The following is a 22,045-nucleotide window of genomic DNA, read 5'->3' on the forward strand; positions in this document are numbered from 1 at the left end:
GTGCAATGGATCGCGTGTCCGCGCTCGACGAAACCCTGAAGAAGACGCTCGGTGCCGCCACCGCGAAGGTGATGGCCGAGCACCTCGACCTGCATACGGTCGGTGATCTGCTGCACCACTATCCGCGGCGCTACGCCGAGCGGGGCGAGCTCACCTCGCTCTCCGAGCTGCCCCTGGACGAACACGTCACGGTCGTCGCCCAGGTCGCCGACGCCCGCGTCCTCACCTTCAACCAGGGCCGCGGCCGGCGGCTCGAGGTCACGATCACCGACGGCAGCGGACGGCTGCAGCTGGTGTTCTTCGGCAAGGGGGTCCACAAGCCGCACAAGGACCTGCTGCCGGGCAGCCGCGCGATGTTCGCCGGCAAGGTGTCGATGTTCAACCGCAAGCTGCAGCTCGCCCATCCCGCGTACGAGCCGCTGGGCGGCGCCAGTGCGGAGGACGCGGTGGACGCCTTCGCCAACCAGCTGATCCCGATCTATCCGGCCTGCAAGCAGCTGGAGAGCTGGAAGATCGCCAAAGCGGTGGACGCGGTCCTGCCGCGCGCCGGGGAGGCCGCCGACCCGCTGCCGCCCTCGCTGCGCGAAGGCCGCGGATTCGCCACGCTCCCCGACGCCCTGCGCAAGATCCACCGGCCGCGGACGAAGGCGGACATCGCCGAGGCAAGGGACCGGCTCAAATGGGACGAGGCGTTCGTCCTCCAGGTCGCGCTCGCCCGGCGGCGGTACGCCGACGCCCAACTGCCCGCCGTGGCAAGGAAACCCGTGGCCGGCGGCCTGCTCGACGCCTTCGACGCCAAGCTGCCCTTCACCCTCACCGAAGGCCAGCAGAAGGTCACCAAGGAGATCTTCGACGACCTGGCGACCGAGCACCCGATGCACCGTCTCCTCCAGGGCGAGGTGGGATCGGGCAAGACGATGGTCGCGCTGCGGGCGATGCTCACCGTCGTCGACGCGGGCGGGCAGGCGGCGATGCTCGCGCCCACCGAAGTCCTCGCCCAGCAGCACCACCGCTCGGTCACCGAGATGATGGGGGAGCTCGCGGAGTCGGGAATGCTCGGCGGGTCCGAGCACGCCACCAAGGTGGTGCTCCTGACCGGCTCCATGGGCGCGGCCGCGCGCCGGCAGGCGCTGCTCGACCTGGTGACGGGCGAGGCGGGGATCGTGATCGGCACCCATGCGCTGATCGAGGACAAGGTGCAGTTCCACGATCTGGGTCTGGTCGTGGTCGACGAGCAGCACCGCTTCGGTGTGGAGCAGCGCGACGCCCTGCGCTCCAAGGGCAAGCAGCCGCCGCATCTGCTGGTCATGACCGCCACCCCCATTCCCCGTACGGTCGCGATGACCGTCTTCGGCGACCTGGAGACCTCGGTCCTGGACCAGCTGCCGGCCGGCCGCTCGCCGATCGCCAGCCATGTGGTCCCGGCCCAGGACAAGCCGCACTTCCTCGCGCGCGCCTGGGAGCGCGTGCGCGAGGAAGTGGAGAACGGCCACCAGGCGTATGTGGTCTGCCCCCGGATCGGTGACGGGGACGACGAGCCGAAGAAGAAGTCGGCGGAGGACGATGCCGAGAAGCGCCCCCCGCTGGCTGTGATCGAGATCGCCGAACAGCTCACGGCAGGCCCTCTGAAGGGCCTGCGCGTCGAAATCCTGCACGGGCGGATGCCGCCGGACGGCAAGGACGACGTCATGCGGCGCTTCGCCGCGGGCGCTGTGGACGTCCTCGTCGCCACCACCGTCATCGAGGTCGGCGTGAACGTCCCCAACGCCACCGCCATGGTGATCATGGACGCGGACCGGTTCGGCGTCTCGCAGCTGCATCAGCTGCGCGGCCGTGTGGGCCGTGGCTCGGCCCCGGGCCTGTGTCTGCTGGTCAGCGAGATGCCCGAGGCGAGCCCCGCCCGGGCACGGCTGGGCGCTGTCGCCTCCACGCTCGACGGCTTCGAGCTCTCCCGTATCGACCTCGAGCAGCGCCGCGAGGGCGATGTGCTCGGCCAGGCCCAGTCCGGTGTGCGCTCCTCGCTGCGGATGCTCACGGTCATCGAGGACGAGGAGGTCATCGCGGCAGCCCGCGAGGAGGCCGTGACGATCGTCGCCGAGGACCCGGAGCTGGAGCGGCTGCCCGAGCTGCGGACGGCACTGGACGCGCTGCTCGACGAGGAGCGGGAGCAGTACCTCGACAAGGGCTGAGAGGCAGTACCTCTCCCGGGGCTGAGAGACTGACGGGACAGACTCCGCTCATCGAGCTCACCGACAAGGACTGAGATGACCCGCGTGATCGCCGGCGCGGCCGGCGGCCGCCGCCTCGCCGTCCCGCCCGGCAACGGCACCCGCCCCACCTCCGACCGCGCTCGCGAGGGACTCTTCTCCAGCTGGGAGTCGCTGCTGGGCACGTTCAGCGGCATCCGCATCGCCGATCTGTACGCGGGCTCCGGAGCCGTGGGCCTGGAGGCCCTCTCCCGGGGCGCGGCCCACGCCCTCCTCGTCGAGGCCGACACCCGCGCCGCCCGCACCGTCCGCGAGAACGTCCGTGCGCTCGGGCTGCCCGGCGCGGAGGTCCGCACGGGCAAAGCGGAACAGATCATCACGGGTCCGGCTCCCGAAGACCCCTATGACGTGGTGTTTCTCGATCCTCCGTACGTCGTCACCGACGACGATCTTCGCGAGATCCTGCTCACACTCCGTACTCAGGGCTGGCTCGCGGACGATGCTCTCGTCACCGTGGAGCGCAGCACCAGAGGCGGCGAGTTCGGGTGGCCGCAGGGTTTCGAGCCATTGCGGGCCCGTCGTTACGGCGAGGGCACGCTTTGGTACGGTCGCGCCGCCTCTACGTGCGAAGACGCACGATGAACGGACCGGAGAGCGAGGGACCACAGTTGCGCCGCGCAGTCTGTCCGGGGTCATTCGACCCCATCACCAATGGACACCTCGACATCATTGCCCGCGCCTCCAAGCTGTACGACGTCGTACATGTCGCGGTGATGATCAACCAGTCCAAGCAGGGACTGTTCACGGTGGAGGAGCGGATCGAGATGATCCGCCAGGTCACCAGTGACTACGGAAACGTCCAGGTGGAGTCCCACCACGGCCTGCTCGTCGACTTCTGCAAGCAGCGCGACATCCCGGCCATCGTCAAGGGTCTGCGTGCGGTCAGCGACTTCGACTACGAGCTGCAGATGGCCCAGATGAACAACGGCCTCTCGGGAGTCGAGACCCTCTTCGTCCCGACCAACCCCACCTACAGCTTCCTCTCCTCCAGCCTGGTCAAGGAGGTCGCCGCCTGGGGCGGGGACGTCTCCCACCTGCTGCCTCCCGTTGTGCACCGTGCCCTCACCGAGCGGCTCGCCCAGAAGTGACGAGCTGACAGCCCGTCACCCGCTGTCGGACGGGCGTCGACTCCCCGTACAGTCGTCCCGTCCGTCTCCAATTCAGCTGTAGAGAGTGGCGAACGCACGGTGGACGTCCAGAAGAAGATCGACGAGATCGTCGAGGCGGTCGGGAACGCCCGGTCCATGCCCATGTCGGCCTCCTGCGTGGTCAACCGCGCCGAGCTGCTCGCCATGCTCGAAGAGGTCCGCCAGGCCCTGCCCGGCTCGCTGGCGCACGCCCAGGAGCTGATCGGCGGCCGCGAGCAGCTGGTCGAGCAGGCCCGCCAGGAGGCCGAGCGGATCATCACGTCCGCCCACGCCGAACGCGGCTCGCTGATCTCGGACACCCAGGTCGCCCGCCAGTCCCAGGACGAGGCCGACCGGATCCTCTCCGAGGCCCGCCGCGACGCCGAGGAGATCCGGGCCGAGGCCGACGACTACGTCGACTCCAAGCTCGCCAACTTCGAGGTCGTCCTCAACAAGACCATCGGCTCCGTCGACCGCGGCCGTGAGAAGCTGCTCGGCCGCGGCCCCGGTCTGGACGAGCAGGGGTACGCCGACGACGACGCCCCGGAGTACACCGCGGACCCGCAGACGCTCATCCAGCGCGCGGACGAGTACGTCGACGCCAAGCTCGGCGCCTTCGAGGCCGTGCTCTCCAAGACCCTGGACGCGGTCGGCCGAGGCCGGCAGAAGCTGCACGGGCGGACCACCAGTGACGCCCTCGGCGAGCACATGGCCGCCCAGGACGCCGCGGGTGCGCAGCAGCACGCGAGCGACGCCGACTATCTGGCCGGTCTCGCGGAGCTGGCCGATCCGCAGGTCCAGGCGCAGCACCAGCACCAGCCGCAGGCGGCCGAGCAGCAGCCCCGGATCCCGGCCCAGGCCCCCCCGGTGCAGATGCCTGCCCAGGTTCCGGCCCAGCCTGATCCGTACGCGTACCAGCCGCAGGAGGCGTACGCCGGCTACCAGCAGCAGGACCCGTACGCCGCGTACCAGCAGCAGGGCTACGACCAGCAGCAGTACGCCCAGCAGGATCCGTACGCGTACCAGCAGCAGCCCCAGCACCAGCCGCAGCAGCCCCAGCACCAGCCCCAGGGTGCCGCTCTCGACGAGACCAGTCTCTTCGACACGAGCATGATCGACCTCGAGCAGCTGCGCCGGTACGAGCAGGGGCGCTGAGAAACCCGGCGGGCAAGCCGCCGGGAAGGACCGGATTGGGTCTTCGGCGGCCTGTCCAGTATCCTGGCTCTTCGGTCGCGCGTACTTCCGCGATCCCGGCTGCCCGCTTCGACTCCGGAGCAGGACGGCCCCTCCCCACGATTCCGAAAGCAGGAAAACCCCTGAACGCGCACCTCGACCACCGCAACCCTCTCGTGTTCGATACACACGAGCTGGGTCGGCGTCCCGGTGCGCTCCAGCGGCTGACCCGCACGGTCGCGGCCCCCAAGGACTTCGGTATCGAAGGGGTCATAGGCGTGCCCTTGGGCTCGCCCGTGGAGCTCGATCTCCGCCTCGAGTCGGTCATGGACGGGGTGCTTGTCACAGGCACCGCCCGTGCATCGGTCGAGGGGGAGTGCGTAAGGTGTCTGGAGCCGCTGCGCCGAAAGGCTGAGGCGGACTTCCAGGAGATGTTCTCGTACCCTGACGCCGACGACCGGAACCGCAGTCGCACTGCGGAGCCTGTCGACGACGCCGAGGACGAGGACATGCTCTTCCTCGAGGACGGCCTGTTCGACCTCGAGCCCGTGCTGCGCGATGCGGTAGTGCTCGCACTGCCGATGCAGCCGGTGTGCCGGGAGGACTGTGCCGGTCTGTGCTCCACATGTGGAGTCAGGCTGGACGAGAACCCGGACCACCACCACGACGCCGTCGACATTCGTTGGGCGGCACTGCAGGGACTCGCCGGGACCATCCAGGACGGCGAGAAGGACAACATGGGCGGCGCCGAGTCGGGCGTCGACGAGAAGCAGGAGAAGTAGCCGTGGCTGTTCCGAAGCGGAAGATGTCGCGCAGCAACACGCGCCACCGCCGGTCGCAGTGGAAGGCTGCGGTCCCCACCCTGGTTTCGTGTGAGCGTTGCCAGGAGCCGAAGCAGCAGCACATCGCGTGCCCGAGCTGCGGCACCTACAACAAGCGCCAGGTCCTCGAGGTCTGAGCGGCTGGTGAGAGGCCCGATGTCTGAGCTGTCCAATGCCAAGAAGCAGGCAGACGCAGTGAACGCAGTCAACGCAGCCTCGTCCCACACGCTTCTGGAAGGGCGGCTCGGGTACCACCTCGAGTCCGCCCTTCTGGTGCGTGCGCTGACCCACCGTTCGTACGCGTACGAGAACGGCGGTCTGCCCACCAACGAGCGGCTCGAATTCCTCGGGGATTCGGTGCTCGGCCTGGTGGTCACCGACACGCTGTATCGCACCCACCCCGACCTGCCCGAAGGCCAGCTGGCCAAGTTGCGGGCCGCGGTGGTCAATTCGCGTGCGCTGGCGGAGGTCGGCCGTGGCCTCGAACTCGGCCTTTTCGTCCGGCTCGGCCGGGGCGAAGAAGGCACGGGTGGCCGGGACAAGGCGTCCATCCTCGCCGACACCCTTGAAGCGGTGATCGGCGCGGTCTATCTCGACCAGGGCCTCGACGCGGCCTCGGAGCTGGTGCACCGGCTCTTCGACCCGCTGATCGAGAAGTCCTCGAACCTCGGCGCCGGCCTGGACTGGAAGACCAGCCTCCAGGAGCTGACTGCTGCCGAGGGGCTCGGAGTCCCGGAGTATCTCGTCACCGAGACCGGCCCGGACCACGAGAAGACCTTCACTGCTGCCGCCCGCGTCGGTGGTGTCTCGTACGGCACCGGCACCGGCCGCAGCAAGAAAGAAGCGGAACAGCAGGCGGCGGAGTCCGCGTGGCGGGAGATCCGTGCCGCCGCGGACGAACGCGCGGCTGTGGCGAAGGCCGCGGCCGAAGAGGCAACCGCGGCAGCCGTCGCGGTCGCTGAAGCCGCTGCTGCCGGCGAAGGGGCCGCCGACACCCCTTCGTCACCGGCGGCCGCGGACGACAGGGCCTCGGCCTGAGTCGACGCTCGACGCTTCCGTTTTCGCCGTGAGGCCCCCCGCACCCCAGCAGGTGCGGGGGGCCTCACGGCCTTCCCACGCCCGGGTGGCGGTACGCTGCGGGCGTCGCCGCAAGCCCCTGGGGAGGAGCCCCGTGCCCGAACTGCCCGAGGTCGAAGTCGTACGGCGCGGACTCCAGCGCTGGGTCAGCGGACGCACGATCGCCGAGGTCCAGGTTCTGCACCCGCGTGCCGTACGCCGTCATTTCGCGGGCGGTGAGGACTTCGCGGCCCGCCTCAAGGGTCACAGCGTCGGTGTCGCCCGCCGCCGCGGCAAGTACCTCTGGCTGCCCCTGGCGGACACGGACGTCTCGATCCTCGGCCACCTCGGAATGAGCGGACAGCTTCTCGTGCAGCCCGAGGAGGCCGAGGACGAGAAGCACCTGCGTATCCGCATCCGCTTCGACGACTCCCTCGGGACCGAGCTGCGCTTCGTCGACCAGCGCACCTTCGGCGGTCTCTCGCTCCACGACAACACCCCGGACGGGCTCCCCGACGTCATCGCGCACATCGCCCGCGACCCGATCGACCCGGCCTTCGACGACGCGGCCTTCCACACCGCACTGCGCCTGCGCCGTACGACGATCAAGCGCGCCCTGCTCGACCAGTCGCTGATCAGCGGTGTCGGGAACATCTACGCGGACGAGGCGCTCTGGCGCGCGAAGCTCCACTACGAGCGCCCCACCGCTACCCTCACCCGCCCCCGCTCGGTCGAACTCCTCGGCCATGTACGGAAGGTGATGGCCGCCGCGCTCGCCGTCGGCGGCACCAGCTTCGACAGCCTGTATGTCAACGTGAACGGCGAATCGGGGTACTTCGAGCGGTCGTTGGACGCGTACGGCCGCGAGGACGAGCCGTGCCGTCGCTGCGGAACGCCGATGCGCCGGCGGCCATGGATGAACCGGTCCAGCTACTTCTGCCCGCGCTGTCAGCGGCCGCCGCGGACCTCGTCGTAACGCTCCCGCGCCGCGAGCACCTCGGGCATCCGTCCTTCCACCAGGTGGATCAACCCGAGCAGCCGCTCGGCGACGGAGCGCCCCAGCGGGGTGAGTTCGTAGTCCACGCGGGGCGGATTCGTCGGCTGGGCCTCCCGGTGCACCAGCCCGTCGCGCTCCAGCGCGTGCAGTGTCTGGGAGAGCATCTTCTCGCTCACGCCGTCGACGCGCCGCCGCAGTTCATTGAAGCGGAGGCTCCCCTCGTACAGGGCCCCGATGGTCAGGCTGCCCCAACGCCCCGTCACATGCTCGAGCGTGCCGCGCGAGGGGCACTGCTTCGAGAACACATCAAAGGGGAGGCTGTCGTCCATACCGGTCACCCTACTCCCGCGCAGCGCTTTCCAAGGGAAAGGGGAAGGGCCCCGTCATCGAGATGACGGGGCCCTTCCGCTCGGTGTCGTGACGTCCTGGCGTACTCAGCGCCTCGTCGTGCTCAGAAGCCGAAGTCCTGCGTCCACCAGGGACCGCCGGGGCCCATGTGCACACCGACACCCATCGTCTTGTAGTCGCAGTTCAGGATGTTCGCGCGGTGACCGTCGCTGTTCATCCAGGTGTTCATCACCGCATCCGCGTCGGCCTGGCCGCGAGCGATGTTCTCGCCGCCCAGACCGGCTATGCCGACCTTGGCGGCGCGGTCCCAGGGCGTCACCCCGTCGGGGTCGGTGTGGTCGAAGAAGCCCCGCGCGGCCATGGTTTCGCTGAAGTCGCCGGCCAGCGCCGCAAGCCGGGCGTCGGCCCGTACCGGGCTGCATCCCGCGTTCGCGCGCTCGGCATTGACCATGCTGAGGACCGCCGCTTCGGCGACTTCGGCGGCCGAGGAGCCGGAGCCGGCCGGCTGGGACGGCTGTTCCGACGGCCTGACGGGCGCACGTGTCTGTGCAGGGATCGGAGCCGCGCTCTCCCTCTGTGACTCCTTCTGCGGCTCCTTCTCCTTCTTCTTCTCCTCCGTCACCCGGGGCTTCTTCGGCTCGGGAGAGGTGGTCTCCTTCGAAGGAGCCGCCGACGGCTTGGCCGGCCGGGGAGAAGGGGACTTCGACGGCGCCTGCGGGCGTTCGGTCCGCGGGCTCGTCGAGGGCGAGGCCTCGTTCGTGGGCTCGGAGCTCGCGTCGCCCTGCGTCTGGAGCTTCGCGGAGCCCTCGGTGCGTATCTGCCCCGTCGGCGCGTTGTCGCCACTGACGGTGAACGAGTCGCCGCCGGGCAGCAGGCCGGATGCGACGGCCACGGCACCTACCGCCATGGCTGCGGAGGCGCCGAGCAGACCGGTGCGTACGGGCATACGGCCCCGCTTCTTCCGGCGTGCACCGCCCCGGAGCCGATGGACCGAACCGTGCGCGTCATCCTCTGCGACGGGTGCGGCGGCGGAGCGTCGATGGCGTCCCATCTGCAGTGCCTTCCTTGTACTCGACGGTAGACATCAAAGTGAGTCACCCATACGAGTGAGGCTCATTGCGAGGGGACTGTACGCCATGACGTAAGGGGGCGAAGTACTCCGAAAGCAATTGGCCAGTTAACGTGCACACATGAACGACGTTGCACGGCTCACCGCCTGGGTACGCGGCCGAGTACAGGGAGTGGGCTTCCGTTGGTTCACCAGGGCAAATGCTTTGGAGATCGGCGACCTGAAGGGCTTCGCCCTCAATCTTGACGACGGCAGGGTGCAGGTCGTGGCAGAGGGTCCGCGTGAGAATTGCCACCGTTTGCTGGAATGGCTCTGCTCCGACGACACACCCGGGCGGGTCGACGGAGTCACCGAGATCTGGGGCACTCCCCGCGGCGGTTACGAGGACTTCGCGATTCGGTGATGCACGTCGGTCCTTTCACCTGCGCGGATGTCGATTCCGCGTGCCATTGGCACCTGCCCCTGGCAGAAAGGACCTGGTGGTTGCCAAGAAGGGCTTGTCATGCAAGGCTGCGCGAGGAAGGATGATCTCTACGCCCCCAGGGCCCCGCAGAAGAGGCTCCGCCGCGTGTTCCGCGGCCGTAGCCCCCGGGTTGCCCGTCGATACGGGGCGTGATCGTGTTGACCGTCAAACTTTTTGGTGAGACTCTGGAAGCCCCGCGCACCTTAGCTGTTTGGCAGTACGAATCGCATTCATAACAAGCAGTAACCAGCAACTGTCGAGCACCGCGGGTGCGAATCCCTCACGACCCACACCGCTTCGGTCGGTCACTCAGTGTGGAGGACCATCCATCATGGCAAAGGCGCTTCTCGGTTACGTCGGCGGTTCCGACCCGCGACTCCTCGCCGAGATGCGACGGCTTCAGCAGCGCGTCCAGGACCTCGAATCCGAGCTTGTACGGATCCAGTCCGAGAATGACGCGCTCAATGCTGCCGTCGCTCAGCACCCCGGAGAGTCGCTGCTCGACGGCATCGACATCGACGTACCCCAGGCGGAACCTGCGCTCACCTGAGCGCGGCGATCTGCTGGAGTTTCATCGCGCAAGATATGCAAGGGACGCCTCGGCGTCCCTTCTTTCTTTTTTGTTCCGCCTCTTACCGTACGCCCCTTACCGTCTGATGTGCCCTGCACCTTCATGGGTGAAACCGACAGCGAAAGGTAGAGTCCGGCGGCGTGCACCTCAAGGCCATGACCCTGCGCGGGTTCAAATCCTTCGCCTCCGCCACGACGCTGCGCTTCGAGCCGGGCATCACCTGCGTCGTGGGCCCCAACGGTTCGGGCAAGTCCAATGTGGTGGACGCGCTCTCCTGGGTCATGGGTGAACAGGGGGCCAAGTCCCTGCGGGGCGGAAAGATGGAAGACGTCATCTTCGCCGGCACGACCGGGCGGCCGCCGCTCGGCCGCGCGGAAGTGTCGTTGACCATCGACAACTCCGACGGCGCGCTTCCCATCGACTACGCCGAAGTCACCATCACACGGATCATGTTCCGCAACGGCGGCAGCGAGTACCAGCTCAACGGTGACACCTGCCGACTCCTCGACATCCAGGAGCTGCTGTCCGACTCCGGCATCGGCCGCGAGATGCATGTCATCGTCGGGCAGGGCCAGCTCGACTCCGTACTGCACGCGGATCCGATGGGGCGTCGGGCCTTCATCGAGGAGGCCGCAGGCGTACTCAAGCACCGCAAGCGCAAGGAGAAGGCGCTGCGCAAGCTGGACGCGATGCAGGCCAACCTCGCCCGCGTACAGGATCTGACCGACGAGCTGCGGCGTCAGCTCAAACCGCTGGGACGGCAGGCCGCGGTGGCGCGGCGGGCCGCCGTCATCCAGGCCGATCTGCGCGACGCCCGGCTGCGGCTGCTCGCCGACGATCTCGTACGGCTGCGGGAGGCACTGCGCGGCGAGATCGCCGACGAGGCGGCGCTCAAGGAACGCAAGGACGCGGCCGAGGCGGAGCTCAAGACCGCGCTGACCCGTGAGGCGGAGCTGGAGGACGAGGTACGGCGGCTGGCGCCGCGCCTGCAGCGGGCCCAGCAGAGCTGGTACGAACTCTCGCAGCTGGCCGAGCGGGTGCGCGGCACGATCTCGCTGGCCGATGCGCGGGTCAAGAGCGCGACCGCGGCCCCGCCGGAGGAGCGGCGCGGACGCGACCCCGAGGACATGGAGCGCGAGGCTGCCCGGATCCGTGAGCAGGAGGCGGAGCTGGAGGCCGCGCTGGAGGCGGCGGAGCACGCGCTGGAGGACACCGTCGCCCACCGCGCCGAGCTGGAGCGGGAGCTGGCGGTCGAGGAGCGCAGACTCAAGGACGTGGCGCGGGCGATCGCCGACCGGCGCGAGGGTCTGGCGCGGCTCAACGGTCAGGTCAACGCCGCCCGTTCGCGGGCGGCCTCCGCACAGGCCGAGATCGACCGGCTGGCCGCCGCGCGCGACGAGGCGCAGGAGCGGGCCGTCGCCGCGCAGGAGGAGTACGAGCAGCTCAAGGCCGAGGTCGACGGTCTGGATGCCGACGACTCCGCGCTGGGTGAGCGGCACGACGCGGCCAAGCGCGAGCTGGCCGAGGCGGAGTCGGCACTGGGCGCGGCCCGCGAGGCGCTCACCACGGCGGAACGCAAGCGTGCCGCTGTGGCCGCCCGCCGCGAGGCGCTCGCACTCGGCCTGCGCCGCAAGGACGGCACGGGTGCGCTGCTCGGTGCGAAGGACCGGCTGACGGGTCTGCTGGGCCCGGCGGCCGAACTGCTCACGGTGACCCAGGGCTACGAGGTCCCGGTCGCCGCGGCGCTGGGCGCGGCGGCGGACGCGATCGCCGTGACCGGCCCCGCCACGGCGGCCGAGGCGATCCGGCTGCTACGCAAACAGGACGTGGGCCGCGCGGCCCTGCTGCTCGGCGGCATGCCGCTGCCCGGGCAGGGCGGCAGTCCGCGGGCCGGCGCGGCCGGCGAACCGCCCGCTGTCGAGGATCTGGTGCGCGGGCCGGACGAACTCATGGGCGCCGTACGCCGGCTGGTGCGGGGCATGGTCGTCGTCGGGACGCTGGAGGACGCCGAGGACCTGGTGTACGCACGGCCCGAGCTCACCGCCGTGACCGCGGAAGGTGACGTTCTCGGGGCGCACTTCGCGCAGGGCGGTTCCGCCGGGGCGCCGAGCCTGCTTGAGGTGCAGGCCTCCGTCGACGAGGCCGCCGCCGAGCTGGAGGAGCTGGCCGTACGGTGCGAGGAGCTGGCCACCGCGCAGCAGCAGGCGGCCGGGCGGCGCGGCGAATGTGCCGCGCTCGTCGAGGAGCTGGGCGAACTCCGACGGGCCGCGGACCGCGAGAAGTCGGCGGTCTCGGGGCAGCTGGGGCGGCTCGCCGGGCAGGCGCGCGGTGCCGCGGGCGAGGCCGAGCGGACGACCGCGGCCGCGGCCAGGGCACAGGAGGCGCTGGAGCGGGCGCGGGAGGAGGCGGAGGAGCTGGCCGAGCGGCTGCTCGTCGCCGAGGAGGCATCCCCCTCCGGCGACGGCGCGGAGGAGGAGCCCGATACGCATGTACGGGACCGGCTCGCCGCCGACGGCGCCAACGCGCGCCAGACCGAGATGGAGGCCAGGCTCCAGGTCCGTACGCACGAGGAGCGGGTCAAGGGGCTCGCGGGCCGTGCGGACGGGCTCGACCGGGGAGCACGCGCCGAGCGCGAGGCACGGGCGCGCGCCGAACAGCGGCGCGCCCGGCTGCGGCACGAGGCCGAGGTCGCCGCCGCGGTGGCCGGCGGCGCCCGCCAGCTTCTCGCGCATGTCGAGGTGTCACTGGTACGGGCCGAGGCGGAGCGGGTCGCCGCCGACGCGGCCAAGGCCGGGCGCGAGCAGCAGCTGACGGCCGCCCGCAACCAGGGGCGCGACCTCAAGGGCGAGCTCGACAAACTCACGGATTCGGTTCACCGCGGTGAGGTACTCGGGGCGGAGAAGCGGCTGCGGATCGAGCAGCTGGAGACCAAGGCCCTGGAGGAGCTGGGCGTGGAACCGGCCGGACTGGTGTCCGAATACGGGCCCGACCAGCTGGTTCCGCCCTCGCCGCCTGCCGAGGGAGAGGAGCTGCCGGATGACCCGGAACACCCGCGAAACCAGCCGAAACCGTTCCTGCGCGGCGAGCAGGAGAAGCGGCTCAAGTCTGCCGAACGGGCGTATCAGCAGCTCGGGAAGGTGAACCCGCTCGCCCTGGAGGAGTTCTCGGCGCTGGAGGAACGGCACAAGTTCCTCTCCGAGCAGCTTGAAGACCTGAAGAAGACCAGAACCGACCTGCTTCAGGTGATCAAGGAGGTCGACGAGCGCGTGGAGCAGGTTTTCACGGAGGCGTACCGCGACACCGCCCGCGAGTTCGAGGGTGTCTTCTCGCGGCTCTTCCCCGGTGGCGAGGGGCGGCTGATTCTCACCGACCCCGGCAACATGCTCACCACGGGCGTGGACGTCGAGGCGAGACCGCCCGGCAAGAAGGTCAAGCGGCTCTCGCTGCTCTCGGGCGGCGAGCGGTCACTGACCGCCGTCGCGCTGCTGGTGTCGATCTTCAAGGCCCGGCCGAGCCCGTTCTATGTGATGGACGAGGTCGAGGCGGCGCTCGACGACACCAACCTCCAGCGGCTGATCCGGATCATGCAGGAGCTCCAGGAGAGCTCGCAGCTGATTGTGATCACGCACCAGAAGCGGACGATGGAGGTCGCGGACGCGCTGTACGGCGTCTCCATGCAGGGAGACGGCGTCTCCAAGGTCATCAGCCAGCGTCTTCGCTGACCAGTATTCAACTATTGAAGTCAAGGTGCCATCCGTGTGGTTCACATTTCTTCCACATGGAGCTCTTGACTTCGAAACTTGAAGGAATAGTCTCTGCAACGTTGCTTTTACCTTCAAGTGGTGGGCGTCGCGATGTTGTGCGCCACTTGAAGGGCTCGCCCCCGACGTCCGGCGACGCCGCCGGACGGCCTCAGGAGTACACGTGACCAGCACTGCGCAGCCACCGCCTTCGTCGGGGGCCCGTGAGGCCCGCCCCGAACACCTCGGGCATGTCATCTTCATCACGGCAGCCGCCGCGATGGGCGGCTTCCTCTTCGGCTACGACAGCGCCGTCATCAACGGCGCCGTCGAGGCCATCCGGGATCGCTACGACATCGGCTCGGGAACCCTCGCCCAGGTCATCGCCGTCGCCCTGATCGGCTGCGCCATCGGCGCCGCGACCGCCGGCCGGATCGCCGACCGCATCGGCCGTATCCGCTGTATGCAGATCGCCGCCGTGCTCTTCTCCATCAGCGCGCTCGGCTCCGCTCTCCCGTTCTCCCTCTACGACCTCGCCTTCTGGCGCATCATCGGCGGCTTCGCCATCGGTATGGCCTCCGTCATCGGCCCGGCCTACATCGCCGAGGTCTCCCCGGCCGCCTACCGCGGCCGGCTCGCCTCCTTCCAGCAGGCCGCCATCGTCATCGGCATCGCCATCTCCCAGCTGGTGAACTACGGCATCCTGCAGCTCGCCGACGGTGACCAGCGCGGCGAGATCGGCGGCATCGAGGCCTGGCAGTGGATGCTCGGCGTCATGGTCGTCCCGGCAGTGCTGTACGGACTGCTGTCCTTCGCGATCCCCGAGTCGCCCCGCTTCCTGATCTCCGTCGGCAAGGTCGACAAGGCCAAGCAGGTCCTCAAGGAGGTCGAGGGCGACCGCATCGACCTGGACGCCCGGGTGACCGAGATCGACCACGCGATGCACCGCGAGCACAAGTCGACCTTCAAGGACCTGCTGGGAGGCCGCTTCGCCTTCCTGCCCATCGTCTGGGTCGGCATCGGACTCTCGGTCTTCCAGCAGCTCGTCGGCATCAACGTCGCCTTCTACTACTCCGCGACGCTGTGGCAGTCGGTCGGTGTCGACCCGTCGAGCTCGTTCCTGTACTCGTTCACCACGTCGATCGTGAACATCGTCGGCACCGTGATCGCGATGGTCCTGGTCGACCGGATCGGCCGCAGGCCGCTCGCGCTCATCGGCTCGTCCGGTATGGCGATCGCCCTCGCCTTCGAGGCCTGGGCCTTCTCCGCCGAGCTCGTCGACGGCAAACTGCCCGACACCCAGGGACTCGTCGCCCTGATCGCGGCCCATGTCTTCGTGCTCTTCTTCGCACTCTCGTGGGGCGTCGTGGTCTGGGTCTTCCTCGGCGAGATGTTCCCGAACCGGATCCGCGCCGCCGCCCTGGGCGTCGCTGCCTCGGCGCAGTGGATCGCCAACTGGGCCATCACCGCGAGCTTCCCGAGTCTGGCGGACTGGAACCTCTCGGGCACCTACATCATCTACACAGCCTTCGCCGTGCTCTCGATCCCCTTCGTGCTCAGGTACGTCAAGGAGACCAAGGGCAAGGCGTTGGAGGAGATGGGCTAATCCCCGCTGCCCCTCTCCTCACCACGGAACTGCCCCGGCTCACCCTCCTCTAGAGGTCCTTGAGCCGGGGCAGTACGTCTTCGCAGAACAGATGCAGACTGCGCCAGCCCTCGTCCACCGGCATTCCGCCGCACAGCGGATGCAGGACCAGGCTCTCCGCGCCGAGCAGGACGCACTCGTCCGGCGTGACGATCCGGTACACGCCCTCGCTCCGCAGCTCCTCGACCGTGGTGGCCCGAGAGCGCACCGCCGAGCGGATGTCCTTGGACTGCCAGGACGCATACATCCGGGCCTCGTGCAGAAAGCGCTCGCCGTACTGCGCCCAGGTGCGGTCCGGGTCCTCCGCGAGGTGCAGCAGCGGGGTCTCCTGCGCCGGCATCATGCAGAACCCCTCGGTCCCGTACTCCGTACGCCGCTCGTGGTAGTACGCCTCCAGCTCCGGCAGATGCGCGCTCGGGAAGAACGGCAGCCCGAGCCGGGCGGCGCGCCGGGCCGCGGCCTGCGAGGAACCGCCCACCAGCAGCAGCGGATGCGGCTGGGTGTACGGGCGCGGGGTGACCTGGACCGTACGGCCGCGGTACGTGAACGGCTCACCGGTCCACGCCGTCAGCAGCGTCTCCAGGAGTTCGTCCTGGAGCTTGCCGCGCCGGCCCCACTCGACGCCCAGCTGCTCGTACTCCTGGGGCCGGTAGCCGATGCCCGCGACCGTGACCAGCCGCCCCTTGCCGATCAGATCCAGTACGGCGATGTCCTCTGCCAGCCGCAGCGGATCGTAGAGCGGGCCGATGATCGCGGAGACGGTGACCGCGATCCGGCGCGTGGAGCCGAGAACCGCGCCGGCGAAGACGAAGGGCGAGGGCAGCCAGTTGTCGGCGGCGCCGTGGTGCTCCTCGGTCTGGACGGTGTCGATGCCGCGGTCGTCGGCGTACGCGGCCATCTCCAGCGCCGCGCCATAGCGGGCCGCGAGGGTCTCGGGCGTCGCGTCGGGCTCGACCAGATTGAAACGGGCCACTGTGAAGGCCATGGGAACGTCCCCCTCCGCCGGTGGGTTCGGGCAGCGGAGGAGGACGATAGCTGACGTTGCGTCAGATAGGCAGGGGTGCGGGCTCGCGCTCTTCTGCGGGGGCGGCCGCCACGGGAGCCTTCGTACGCGGCAGCACCGCGTACAGCGCGGCGGCGATCACGATCGTGGCCGCCCAGCCCAGACCGTGCTTCCCGATCCAGGACGAGGCGAGCGGACCGGCGAACCAGTCGACCCCGGTGAAGAGCAGGCCGGCCGCCAGCGCGACGCCCCAGGAGACCATCGCCTGCCAGGCGAAGCCGCCCCGGTACCAGTACGCGCTGGTGCGCGTCGTGTCCATCAGCGCCTCGCCGTCGTACGCAGGCCGACGCAGCATGTCGATGCCGAAGACACCGATCCAGGCCGAGAACGCCACCGCGAGAAGCGTCAGGAAGGAGATGAACGAGCCGATGAAGCTGGTCGCCACCACCATCAGCAGGAAGCCGAAGATCAGGCTGATGACGGCGTTGACGCTGACCGCCCAGGTGCGCGGGACCTTGATGCCCAGGGTCTGCGCGGTGAAACCGGCGGAGTACATCGACATCGAGTTGATCAGCAGCATGCCGATCAGCGCGATCAGCAGATACGGGACCGCGATCCACATCGGCAGGATTTCGCCGATGAAGGCGACCGGGTCCTGCGCGCTGGCCAGGGACGGGGTCGAGACCGCCATCACCGCGCCCATCAGGACCATCGGCAGGACGACGATGCCGGCGCCGCCGACGGTCGAGCCGACCATCGCCCTGCTGGAGGCGGTGCGCGGGAGGTAGCGGGTGAAGTCGGGGCCCGAGGGGACCCAGCTGATGCCGCCCGCGGCGATGGTGCCGATGCCCGCGATCAGCATCGCCGTCGAACCGGCCGGCTTGTCGAAGACCGCGGACCAGTCGGTGTCGGCGATCAGATAGACCAGCACCAGAACGCTGAAGGCGCCGAAGAGATATGTCGACCACGTGCTGCACACGCGCAGGGCGTTGATGCCGAGCCCGGAGACGAGGAAGGTGGCGGTGACGAAGAGCAGCAGCGTGACGACGATCAGCGCGGTGCTGCTCTCGATGCCGAAGAGCAGATCCAGCACGGTCAGCACGGCGTACGCGCCGGTGACGGCGTTGATGGTCTCCCAGCCCCAGCGCGCCACCCAGATGAGGGAGCCGGGGAAGAGGTTTCCGCGCTGGCCGAAGACGGCCCGGGACAGCGCCATGCCGGGGGAGCCGCCGCGTTTTCCGGCGATGGAGATCAGGCCGACGATTCCGTAGCTGAGGACGGGCGCCGCGATCGCGACGACCAGTACCTGCCAGAAGTTCAGGCCGTTGAAAACGATCAGACCCGCACCCATCGTGAGCAACAGCACGCTGATGTTGGCGGCGACCCAGGTCGGGAAGAGTTCGCGGACGTGACCGGTGCGCTCGTCGTCGGGGACGGGCTCGAGGCCACGGGTTTCTATCGCGCCTTCGGATTCGGAGGCGTGCGGCATGGAACAGCTCCGTACAGAGGTGGGGGACTCAGGGGGAGTGTCGGCTGGGAGAAACCCAGAACCACCAGCATCGTACGTACCCCCCAAAAGGTCCAAATGACGAACTGCGCCCCTGTGTGATCCTCCCCGTCCACTGCGGGTGGGCGCGCGTGGCCGATACTGGGTGCGTTATGGACATCCTCATCATTGCTCTAGTCATCGCCCTGGTCGCGGTCGGCGCGATCAGCGGGCTCGTGGTCGGCAGCCGCAAGAAGAAGCAGCTGCCGCCCTCGGCGCCGTCGAGCACGCCGACCATCACTGCCCCGCCCGCCGAACCTCAGGTCGGTGAGGATGCCGCACCGACGGTCGAAGAGCCGCGCCGCACGATCGAGGAGGTCGTCCTCCCCGACGCGGCCGAGGCCCCGGCCGCCGTCGAGGATCCGGTCGTCGCGGCGCCCCCCGCCCCCGAGATCGAGATCCCCGAGCCGACCGCCGGACGGCTGGTCCGGCTGCGCGCCCGCCTCGCCCGCTCCCAGAACTCGCTCGGCAAGGGGCTGCTCACGCTCCTGTCGCGTGAGCACCTCGACGAGGACACCTGGGAGGAGATCGAGGACACCCTGCTCACCGCGGACGTCGGTGTCGCGCCGACCCAGGAACTGGTCGAGCGGCTGCGCGAGCGCGTACGGGTCCTCGGTACGCGTACGCCCGAGGACCTGCGCGCCCTGCTGCGCGAGGAGCTGCTGCACCTCATCGGTACCGACTTCGACCGCGCCGTGAAGACGGAGAGCGGTCTGGACACCCCGGGTGTCGTCCTGGTAGTCGGCGTCAACGGCACCGGAAAGACCACGACGACCGGCAAGCTGGCGCGGGTCCTGGTCGCGGACGGCCGCTCCGTGGTGCTCGGCGCGGCGGACACGTTCCGTGCGGCGGCCGCGGACCAGCTCCAGACCTGGGGCGAGCGGGTCGGTGCGCGCACGGTACGCGGCCCCGAGGGCGGCGACCCGGCGTCGATCGCGTTCGACGCGGTCAAGGAGGGCATCGCCGAGGGCGCGGACGTCGTCCTCATCGACACGGCGGGCCGGCTGCACACCAAGACGGGCCTGATGGACGAGCTCGGCAAGGTCAAGCGCGTGGTCGAGAAGCACGGCCCGCTGGACGAGATCCTGCTGGTCCTCGACGCCACGACAGGCCAGAACGGTCTGGTCCAGGCCCGGGTCTTCGCGGAGGTCGTGGACATCACCGGCATCGTGCTGACCAAGCTGGACGGCACGGCCAAGGGCGGCATCGTGGTCGCGGTCCAGCGCGAACTGGGTGTACCGGTGAAGCTGGTGGGCCTGGGCGAGGGCCCGGACGACCTGGCACCGTTCGAGCCGGAGGCGTTCGTCGACGCGCTGATCGGCGACTAGCTGTTGCCGGGTGGGGGCCTTCCTGTGCCGGCCGCTTCCCATGGACCGGGGCTCCGCCCCGGCCGCCGCTCCTCAGTCGCGGGACGGGCTGCAATGCAGCCCGTCCCGCGACAGGCGCGAGCCCGCGTCAGGAAAGGGTGCGGTGGCAGATGTACGCCAGCGTGCCCAGCAGCAAGCGCGCCTGCGGCGGGGCCGCCGCCGTGTCCAGGGACGGGGGGCGCAGCCAGTGCACCGGGCCCAGGCCCGCGTGGTCCGAGGGCGGGGCCGTGATGTGGGCGCCCGGGCCCAGGCAGTGCAGGTCCAGGTCCGCGTCGTCCCAGCCCATCCGGTAGAGCAGCTGGGGGAGCTCGGCCGCGGCGCCGGGAGCGACGAAGAACTGGCAGCGGCCGTCCGGAGTCGCCGAGACGGGACCCAGCGGGAGGCCCATCCGCTCCAGCCGCACGAGCGCACGGCGGCCGGCCGGGGCCGCGACGTCCAGGATGTCGAAGGTACGGCCGGCCGGCAGGAGCAGGGACGCGCCCGGCACCTCCGCCCACGCCTTGGTGACCTCGTCCAGCGTGGCCCCTGCGGGGACCTCGAGGGCGAAGTCGAGCGGGTGGGCGCCCGGGGCCGTACAGTCCGCGTCCCCGCAGGAACACCGGCCGGACGCGGCTCGCGCGCCGGGGACCACTGCCCAGCCCCACAGTCCTGTGTACTCGGCCACTGCCGTGCACTCTGTCGTGCGGCCGCGGCGCCTTGAGCCGGACCGCATCTCCCGGATGCCGCCGATCGTGAAGCCCATGCCCCCTCCAACGGGTCGGATTCACCGGTGGTTACGACCCGAAGTCTCCCTGTGACACTGCGTCGCATCCGGTGAGGTTCGGGCGGCGCACAGTAGCGGGAGGGGTGGTGCGAACCGTGTCGCGCGCCTCTGCGTGCATCGCTTCGCTGCCTCCTGATCGTCGTGTGTCAAGTGAATCGCGCCCGACAGCAAGGGAGTTCATTCGAAGGGGTGGCGAATGGTGGCGTTTCTGGAATCGGCCTCACGGGAGGGGTGATCGTAGGATTACTTTCAGTACACAGGCCCTGGGGTTTTGTGCACTCCTGGGTATGCCGGAGGCAACTCGGTTTCCTGTTCGATGGGCGCGACCGCCGTACGAACGGTCACAACTCACGGCATTCTGGTGCTGGTTCGTAGCAACACAGGCTTCAGCGGATGGGGGCATTCCCGTGGGCGGCAGCGGCGCAGACGGTACGGATACCGGCAAGCGTCCGAACGAGCATTTGAGCTCGTGGTTCGTGCGCAGCGGCTGGTCGAAGGGCGAGCTCGCGCGCCAAGTGAACCGCCGGGCGCGCCAGATGGGCGCACACCACATCAGCACGGACACCTCGCGCGTGCGCCGCTGGCTCGACGGGGAACAGCCGCGCGAGCCGATCCCGCGCATCCTCTCCGAACTGTTCTCCGAGCGCTTCGGCAGCGTCGTCGCCGTCGAGGACCTCGGACTGCGCTCGGCGCACCAGTCGCCCTCGGTGTCCGGTGTCGATCTGCCCTGGGCGGGCCCGCAGACCGTCGCCCTGCTCAGCGAGTTCTCGCGCAGCGACCTGATGCTCGCGCGACGCGGCTTCCTCGGCACGTCGCTCGCCCTGGCGGCCGGACCCGCCCTCGTCGAGCCGATGCAGCGCTGGCTCGTGCCCTCCCCGGCGGGCGAGCCCGGACAGCAGGCGTCGCCCGCCGCGCTGCGCAGGGCCTCCCGGCTCTCCCCGCCCGAGCTGGACCTGCTGGAGGCCACCACCGCGATGTTCCGCCAGTGGGACGCGCAGTGCGGCGGCGGCCTGCGGCGCAAGGCGGTCGTGGGTCAACTCCACGAGGTCACCGACCTGTTGCAGGAGCCACAGCCCGGGGACACCGCCCAGCGGCTGTTCAAGTGCGCCGCCGAGCTGGCCGAGCTGGCCGGCTGGATGAGTTACGACGTGGGTCTGCAGCCCACCGCGCAGAAGTACTTCGTGCTGGCGCTGCACGCCGCGAAGGAGGCGGGCGACAAGCCGCTCGGCTCGTACATCCTGTCCTCCATGAGCCGTCAGATGATCCACCTGGGACGGCCCGACGACGCCCTGGAGCTCGTCCATCTCGCGCAGTACGGCAGCCGCGACTGTGCCACCCCGCGCACCCAGGCGATGCTGTATGCGATGGAGGCGCGCGCGTACGCCAATATGGGCCAGCCCAGCAAGTGCAAGCGAGCCGTCCGGATGGCCGAGGACACCTTCGCCGACGCCGCTCTCGAGGGCGGTCCCGAGCCCGACTGGATCCGCTTCTTCTCCGAGGCGGAGCTCAACGGCGAGAACGCCCACTCGTACCGTGACCTGGCCTACATGGCCGGCCGCAGCCCCACCTACGCCTCCCTCGCCGAGCCGGTGATGGAACGCGCCGTCGAGCTCTTCGGCCAGGACGACGAGCACCAGCGGTCGTACGCACTCAATCTGATCGGCATGGCCACGGTCCATCTGCTGAAGAAGGAGCCCGAGCAGTCCACGGTCCTGGCCGGCCAGGCGCTCACCGTCGCCAAGCGGGTCCGCTCCGAGCGGGTCAACACCCGCCTGCGCAAGACCGTCGACACCGTGGCCCGCGACTTCGGTGACGTCCCCGAGGTCGTCCAGTTCACCGACTACCTCACCGCCCAGCTGCCCGAGACCGCCGAAGCGGTCTGAGCGGGCCGCACCCACCAGGCCCCGGCCGCGACGCTCACCCCGAACAGTCCGACTCGGCTCCCCCACGCCAGGTCAGCGGGTGACCGTCGCGGCCGGTTTCGCTGTGCCTCCTCGCTGCGGCCGGGACCGCCGATGGTTGCGGCATGGTAACGGCGACTCTGGCGCGCCCACGGCAGTTCATGGGGGCGTAACACGTCGGACCTCTT

The 22,045-nt window shown here is 69.6% G+C and carries 19 protein-coding genes; 14 read left to right on the forward strand and 5 right to left on the reverse strand.

The features are described 5' to 3' along the window. Nucleotides 1-5 precede the first annotated feature (5 nt). From recG to mutM, 8 genes are all read left to right on the forward strand, one after another. Nucleotides 6-2,189, forward strand: a complete 2,184-nt coding sequence (gene recG / locus OG883_RS06850; protein WP_266536364.1) for an ATP-dependent DNA helicase RecG — start codon at nt 6-8, stop codon at nt 2,187-2,189. 75 nt (nt 2,190-2,264) lie between these two features. Further along, a complete protein-coding gene (gene rsmD, locus OG883_RS06855; RefSeq protein WP_266536366.1) occupies nt 2,265-2,849 on the forward strand; it encodes a 16S rRNA (guanine(966)-N(2))-methyltransferase RsmD in 585 nt (194 codons plus the stop codon). A 26-nt stretch (nt 2,850-2,875) separates the two neighbouring features. Beyond that, nucleotides 2,876-3,355, forward strand: coding sequence for a pantetheine-phosphate adenylyltransferase (gene coaD, locus OG883_RS06860; protein ID WP_266541308.1), 480 nt, complete (start codon nt 2,876-2,878; stop codon nt 3,353-3,355). A 99-nt stretch (nt 3,356-3,454) separates the two neighbouring features. Further along, the gene (locus OG883_RS06865; protein WP_266536367.1) at nt 3,455-4,549 is read left to right on the forward strand and encodes a cell division initiation protein; all 1,095 of its coding nucleotides are present in this window, start codon (nt 3,455-3,457) and stop codon (nt 4,547-4,549) included. Nucleotides 4,550-4,710: 161 nt separating this feature from the next. Beyond that, complete coding sequence (locus OG883_RS06870) at nt 4,711-5,349, forward strand: DUF177 domain-containing protein (protein WP_266541311.1); 639 nt, start codon at nt 4,711-4,713, stop codon at nt 5,347-5,349. A gap of 2 nt (nt 5,350-5,351) precedes the next feature. Further along, nucleotides 5,352-5,525, forward strand: a complete 174-nt coding sequence (gene rpmF, locus OG883_RS06875) for a 50S ribosomal protein L32 (protein WP_026165248.1) — start codon at nt 5,352-5,354, stop codon at nt 5,523-5,525. A gap of 19 nt (nt 5,526-5,544) precedes the next feature. Next, nucleotides 5,545-6,426, forward strand: coding sequence for a ribonuclease III (gene rnc / locus OG883_RS06880; RefSeq protein ID WP_266536369.1), 882 nt, complete (start codon nt 5,545-5,547; stop codon nt 6,424-6,426). A 133-nt stretch (nt 6,427-6,559) separates the two neighbouring features. Then, on the forward strand, nt 6,560-7,420 hold the full coding sequence (gene mutM, locus OG883_RS06885) for a bifunctional DNA-formamidopyrimidine glycosylase/DNA-(apurinic or apyrimidinic site) lyase (protein ID WP_266536372.1): 861 nt from the start codon (nt 6,560-6,562) through the stop codon (nt 7,418-7,420). On the opposite strand, the gene OG883_RS06890 is transcribed toward mutM, so the two are convergent. Beyond that, entirely contained in the window at nt 7,393-7,770 is a 378-nt protein-coding gene (locus tag OG883_RS06890) for a helix-turn-helix domain-containing protein (protein ID WP_266536375.1), read from the reverse strand. The two genes, mutM and OG883_RS06890, sit on opposite strands and share 28 nt — an antisense overlap. A gap of 122 nt (nt 7,771-7,892) precedes the next feature. Then, nucleotides 7,893-8,840: a CAP domain-containing protein gene (locus tag OG883_RS06895; RefSeq protein WP_266536378.1), complete on the reverse strand. Its 948-nt coding sequence runs from the start codon at nt 8,838-8,840 to the stop codon at nt 7,893-7,895. 139 nt (nt 8,841-8,979) lie between these two features. Here OG883_RS06895 and OG883_RS06900 point away from each other — a divergent pair, with 139 nt between their 5' ends. The 4 genes from OG883_RS06900 to OG883_RS06915 all read left to right on the forward strand — a co-directional run bounded on the left by OG883_RS06900 (nt 8,980) and on the right by OG883_RS06915 (nt 15,238). After that, nucleotides 8,980-9,261, forward strand: a complete 282-nt coding sequence (locus tag OG883_RS06900) for an acylphosphatase (protein WP_266536381.1) — start codon at nt 8,980-8,982, stop codon at nt 9,259-9,261. Between the two features lie 391 nt (nt 9,262-9,652). Continuing rightward, the gene (locus OG883_RS06905) at nt 9,653-9,871 is read left to right on the forward strand and encodes a hypothetical protein (RefSeq protein ID WP_215097132.1); all 219 of its coding nucleotides are present in this window, start codon (nt 9,653-9,655) and stop codon (nt 9,869-9,871) included. 161 nt (nt 9,872-10,032) lie between these two features. Continuing rightward, on the forward strand, nt 10,033-13,614 hold the full coding sequence (gene smc / locus OG883_RS06910) for a chromosome segregation protein SMC (protein ID WP_266536387.1): 3,582 nt from the start codon (nt 10,033-10,035) through the stop codon (nt 13,612-13,614). Between the two features lie 202 nt (nt 13,615-13,816). Beyond that, nucleotides 13,817-15,238: a sugar porter family MFS transporter gene (locus OG883_RS06915; protein WP_266536389.1), complete on the forward strand. Its 1,422-nt coding sequence runs from the start codon at nt 13,817-13,819 to the stop codon at nt 15,236-15,238. A gap of 49 nt (nt 15,239-15,287) precedes the next feature. Here the strand turns inward: OG883_RS06915 and OG883_RS06920 are convergent, their stop codons facing one another. Beyond that, a complete protein-coding gene (locus OG883_RS06920; protein ID WP_266536390.1) occupies nt 15,288-16,262 on the reverse strand; it encodes an LLM class flavin-dependent oxidoreductase in 975 nt (324 codons plus the stop codon). A 61-nt stretch (nt 16,263-16,323) separates the two neighbouring features. Continuing rightward, on the reverse strand, nt 16,324-17,769 hold the full coding sequence (locus OG883_RS06925) for a cytosine permease (protein ID WP_266536392.1): 1,446 nt from the start codon (nt 17,767-17,769) through the stop codon (nt 16,324-16,326). 170 nt (nt 17,770-17,939) lie between these two features. Here OG883_RS06925 and ftsY point away from each other — a divergent pair, with 170 nt between their 5' ends. Next, on the forward strand, nt 17,940-19,154 hold the full coding sequence (gene ftsY / locus OG883_RS06930) for a signal recognition particle-docking protein FtsY (protein ID WP_266536394.1): 1,215 nt from the start codon (nt 17,940-17,942) through the stop codon (nt 19,152-19,154). Between the two features lie 127 nt (nt 19,155-19,281). Here the strand turns inward: ftsY and OG883_RS06935 are convergent, their stop codons facing one another. After that, nucleotides 19,282-19,935, reverse strand: a complete 654-nt coding sequence (locus OG883_RS06935) for a bifunctional DNA primase/polymerase (RefSeq protein WP_266536396.1) — start codon at nt 19,933-19,935, stop codon at nt 19,282-19,284. 428 nt (nt 19,936-20,363) lie between these two features. Here OG883_RS06935 and OG883_RS06940 point away from each other — a divergent pair, with 428 nt between their 5' ends. Then, entirely contained in the window at nt 20,364-21,839 is a 1,476-nt protein-coding gene (locus tag OG883_RS06940; RefSeq protein WP_266536398.1) for a hypothetical protein, read from the forward strand. Nucleotides 21,840-22,045: the final 206 nt, after the last annotated feature.

The organism is Streptomyces sp. NBC_01142 (genome assembly GCF_026341125.1).
Classification (GTDB): Bacteria; Actinomycetota; Actinomycetes; order Streptomycetales; family Streptomycetaceae; genus Streptomyces.

What these genes read in the sequence shown, in the direction of transcription:
- recG (WP_266536364.1), top strand. Translation starts at nt 6, where the DNA reads ATGGATCGCGTGTCCGCGCTCGACGAAACCCTGAAGAAGACGCTCGGT.
- rsmD (WP_266536366.1), top strand. Translation starts at nt 2,265, where the DNA reads ATGACCCGCGTGATCGCCGGCGCGGCCGGCGGCCGCCGCCTCGCCGTC.
- rnc (WP_266536369.1), top strand. Translation starts at nt 5,545, where the DNA reads ATGTCTGAGCTGTCCAATGCCAAGAAGCAGGCAGACGCAGTGAACGCA.
- OG883_RS06890 (WP_266536375.1), bottom strand. Translation starts at nt 7,770, where the DNA reads ATGGACGACAGCCTCCCCTTTGATGTGTTCTCGAAGCAGTGCCCCTCG.
- OG883_RS06895 (WP_266536378.1), bottom strand. Translation starts at nt 8,840, where the DNA reads ATGGGACGCCATCGACGCTCCGCCGCCGCACCCGTCGCAGAGGATGAC.
- OG883_RS06900 (WP_266536381.1), top strand. Translation starts at nt 8,980, where the DNA reads ATGAACGACGTTGCACGGCTCACCGCCTGGGTACGCGGCCGAGTACAG.
- OG883_RS06905 (WP_215097132.1), top strand. Translation starts at nt 9,653, where the DNA reads ATGGCAAAGGCGCTTCTCGGTTACGTCGGCGGTTCCGACCCGCGACTC.
- OG883_RS06920 (WP_266536390.1), bottom strand. Translation starts at nt 16,262, where the DNA reads ATGGCCTTCACAGTGGCCCGTTTCAATCTGGTCGAGCCCGACGCGACG.
- OG883_RS06925 (WP_266536392.1), bottom strand. Translation starts at nt 17,769, where the DNA reads ATGCCGCACGCCTCCGAATCCGAAGGCGCGATAGAAACCCGTGGCCTC.
- ftsY (WP_266536394.1), top strand. Translation starts at nt 17,940, where the DNA reads ATGGACATCCTCATCATTGCTCTAGTCATCGCCCTGGTCGCGGTCGGC.
- OG883_RS06935 (WP_266536396.1), bottom strand. Translation starts at nt 19,935, where the DNA reads ATGGGCTTCACGATCGGCGGCATCCGGGAGATGCGGTCCGGCTCAAGG.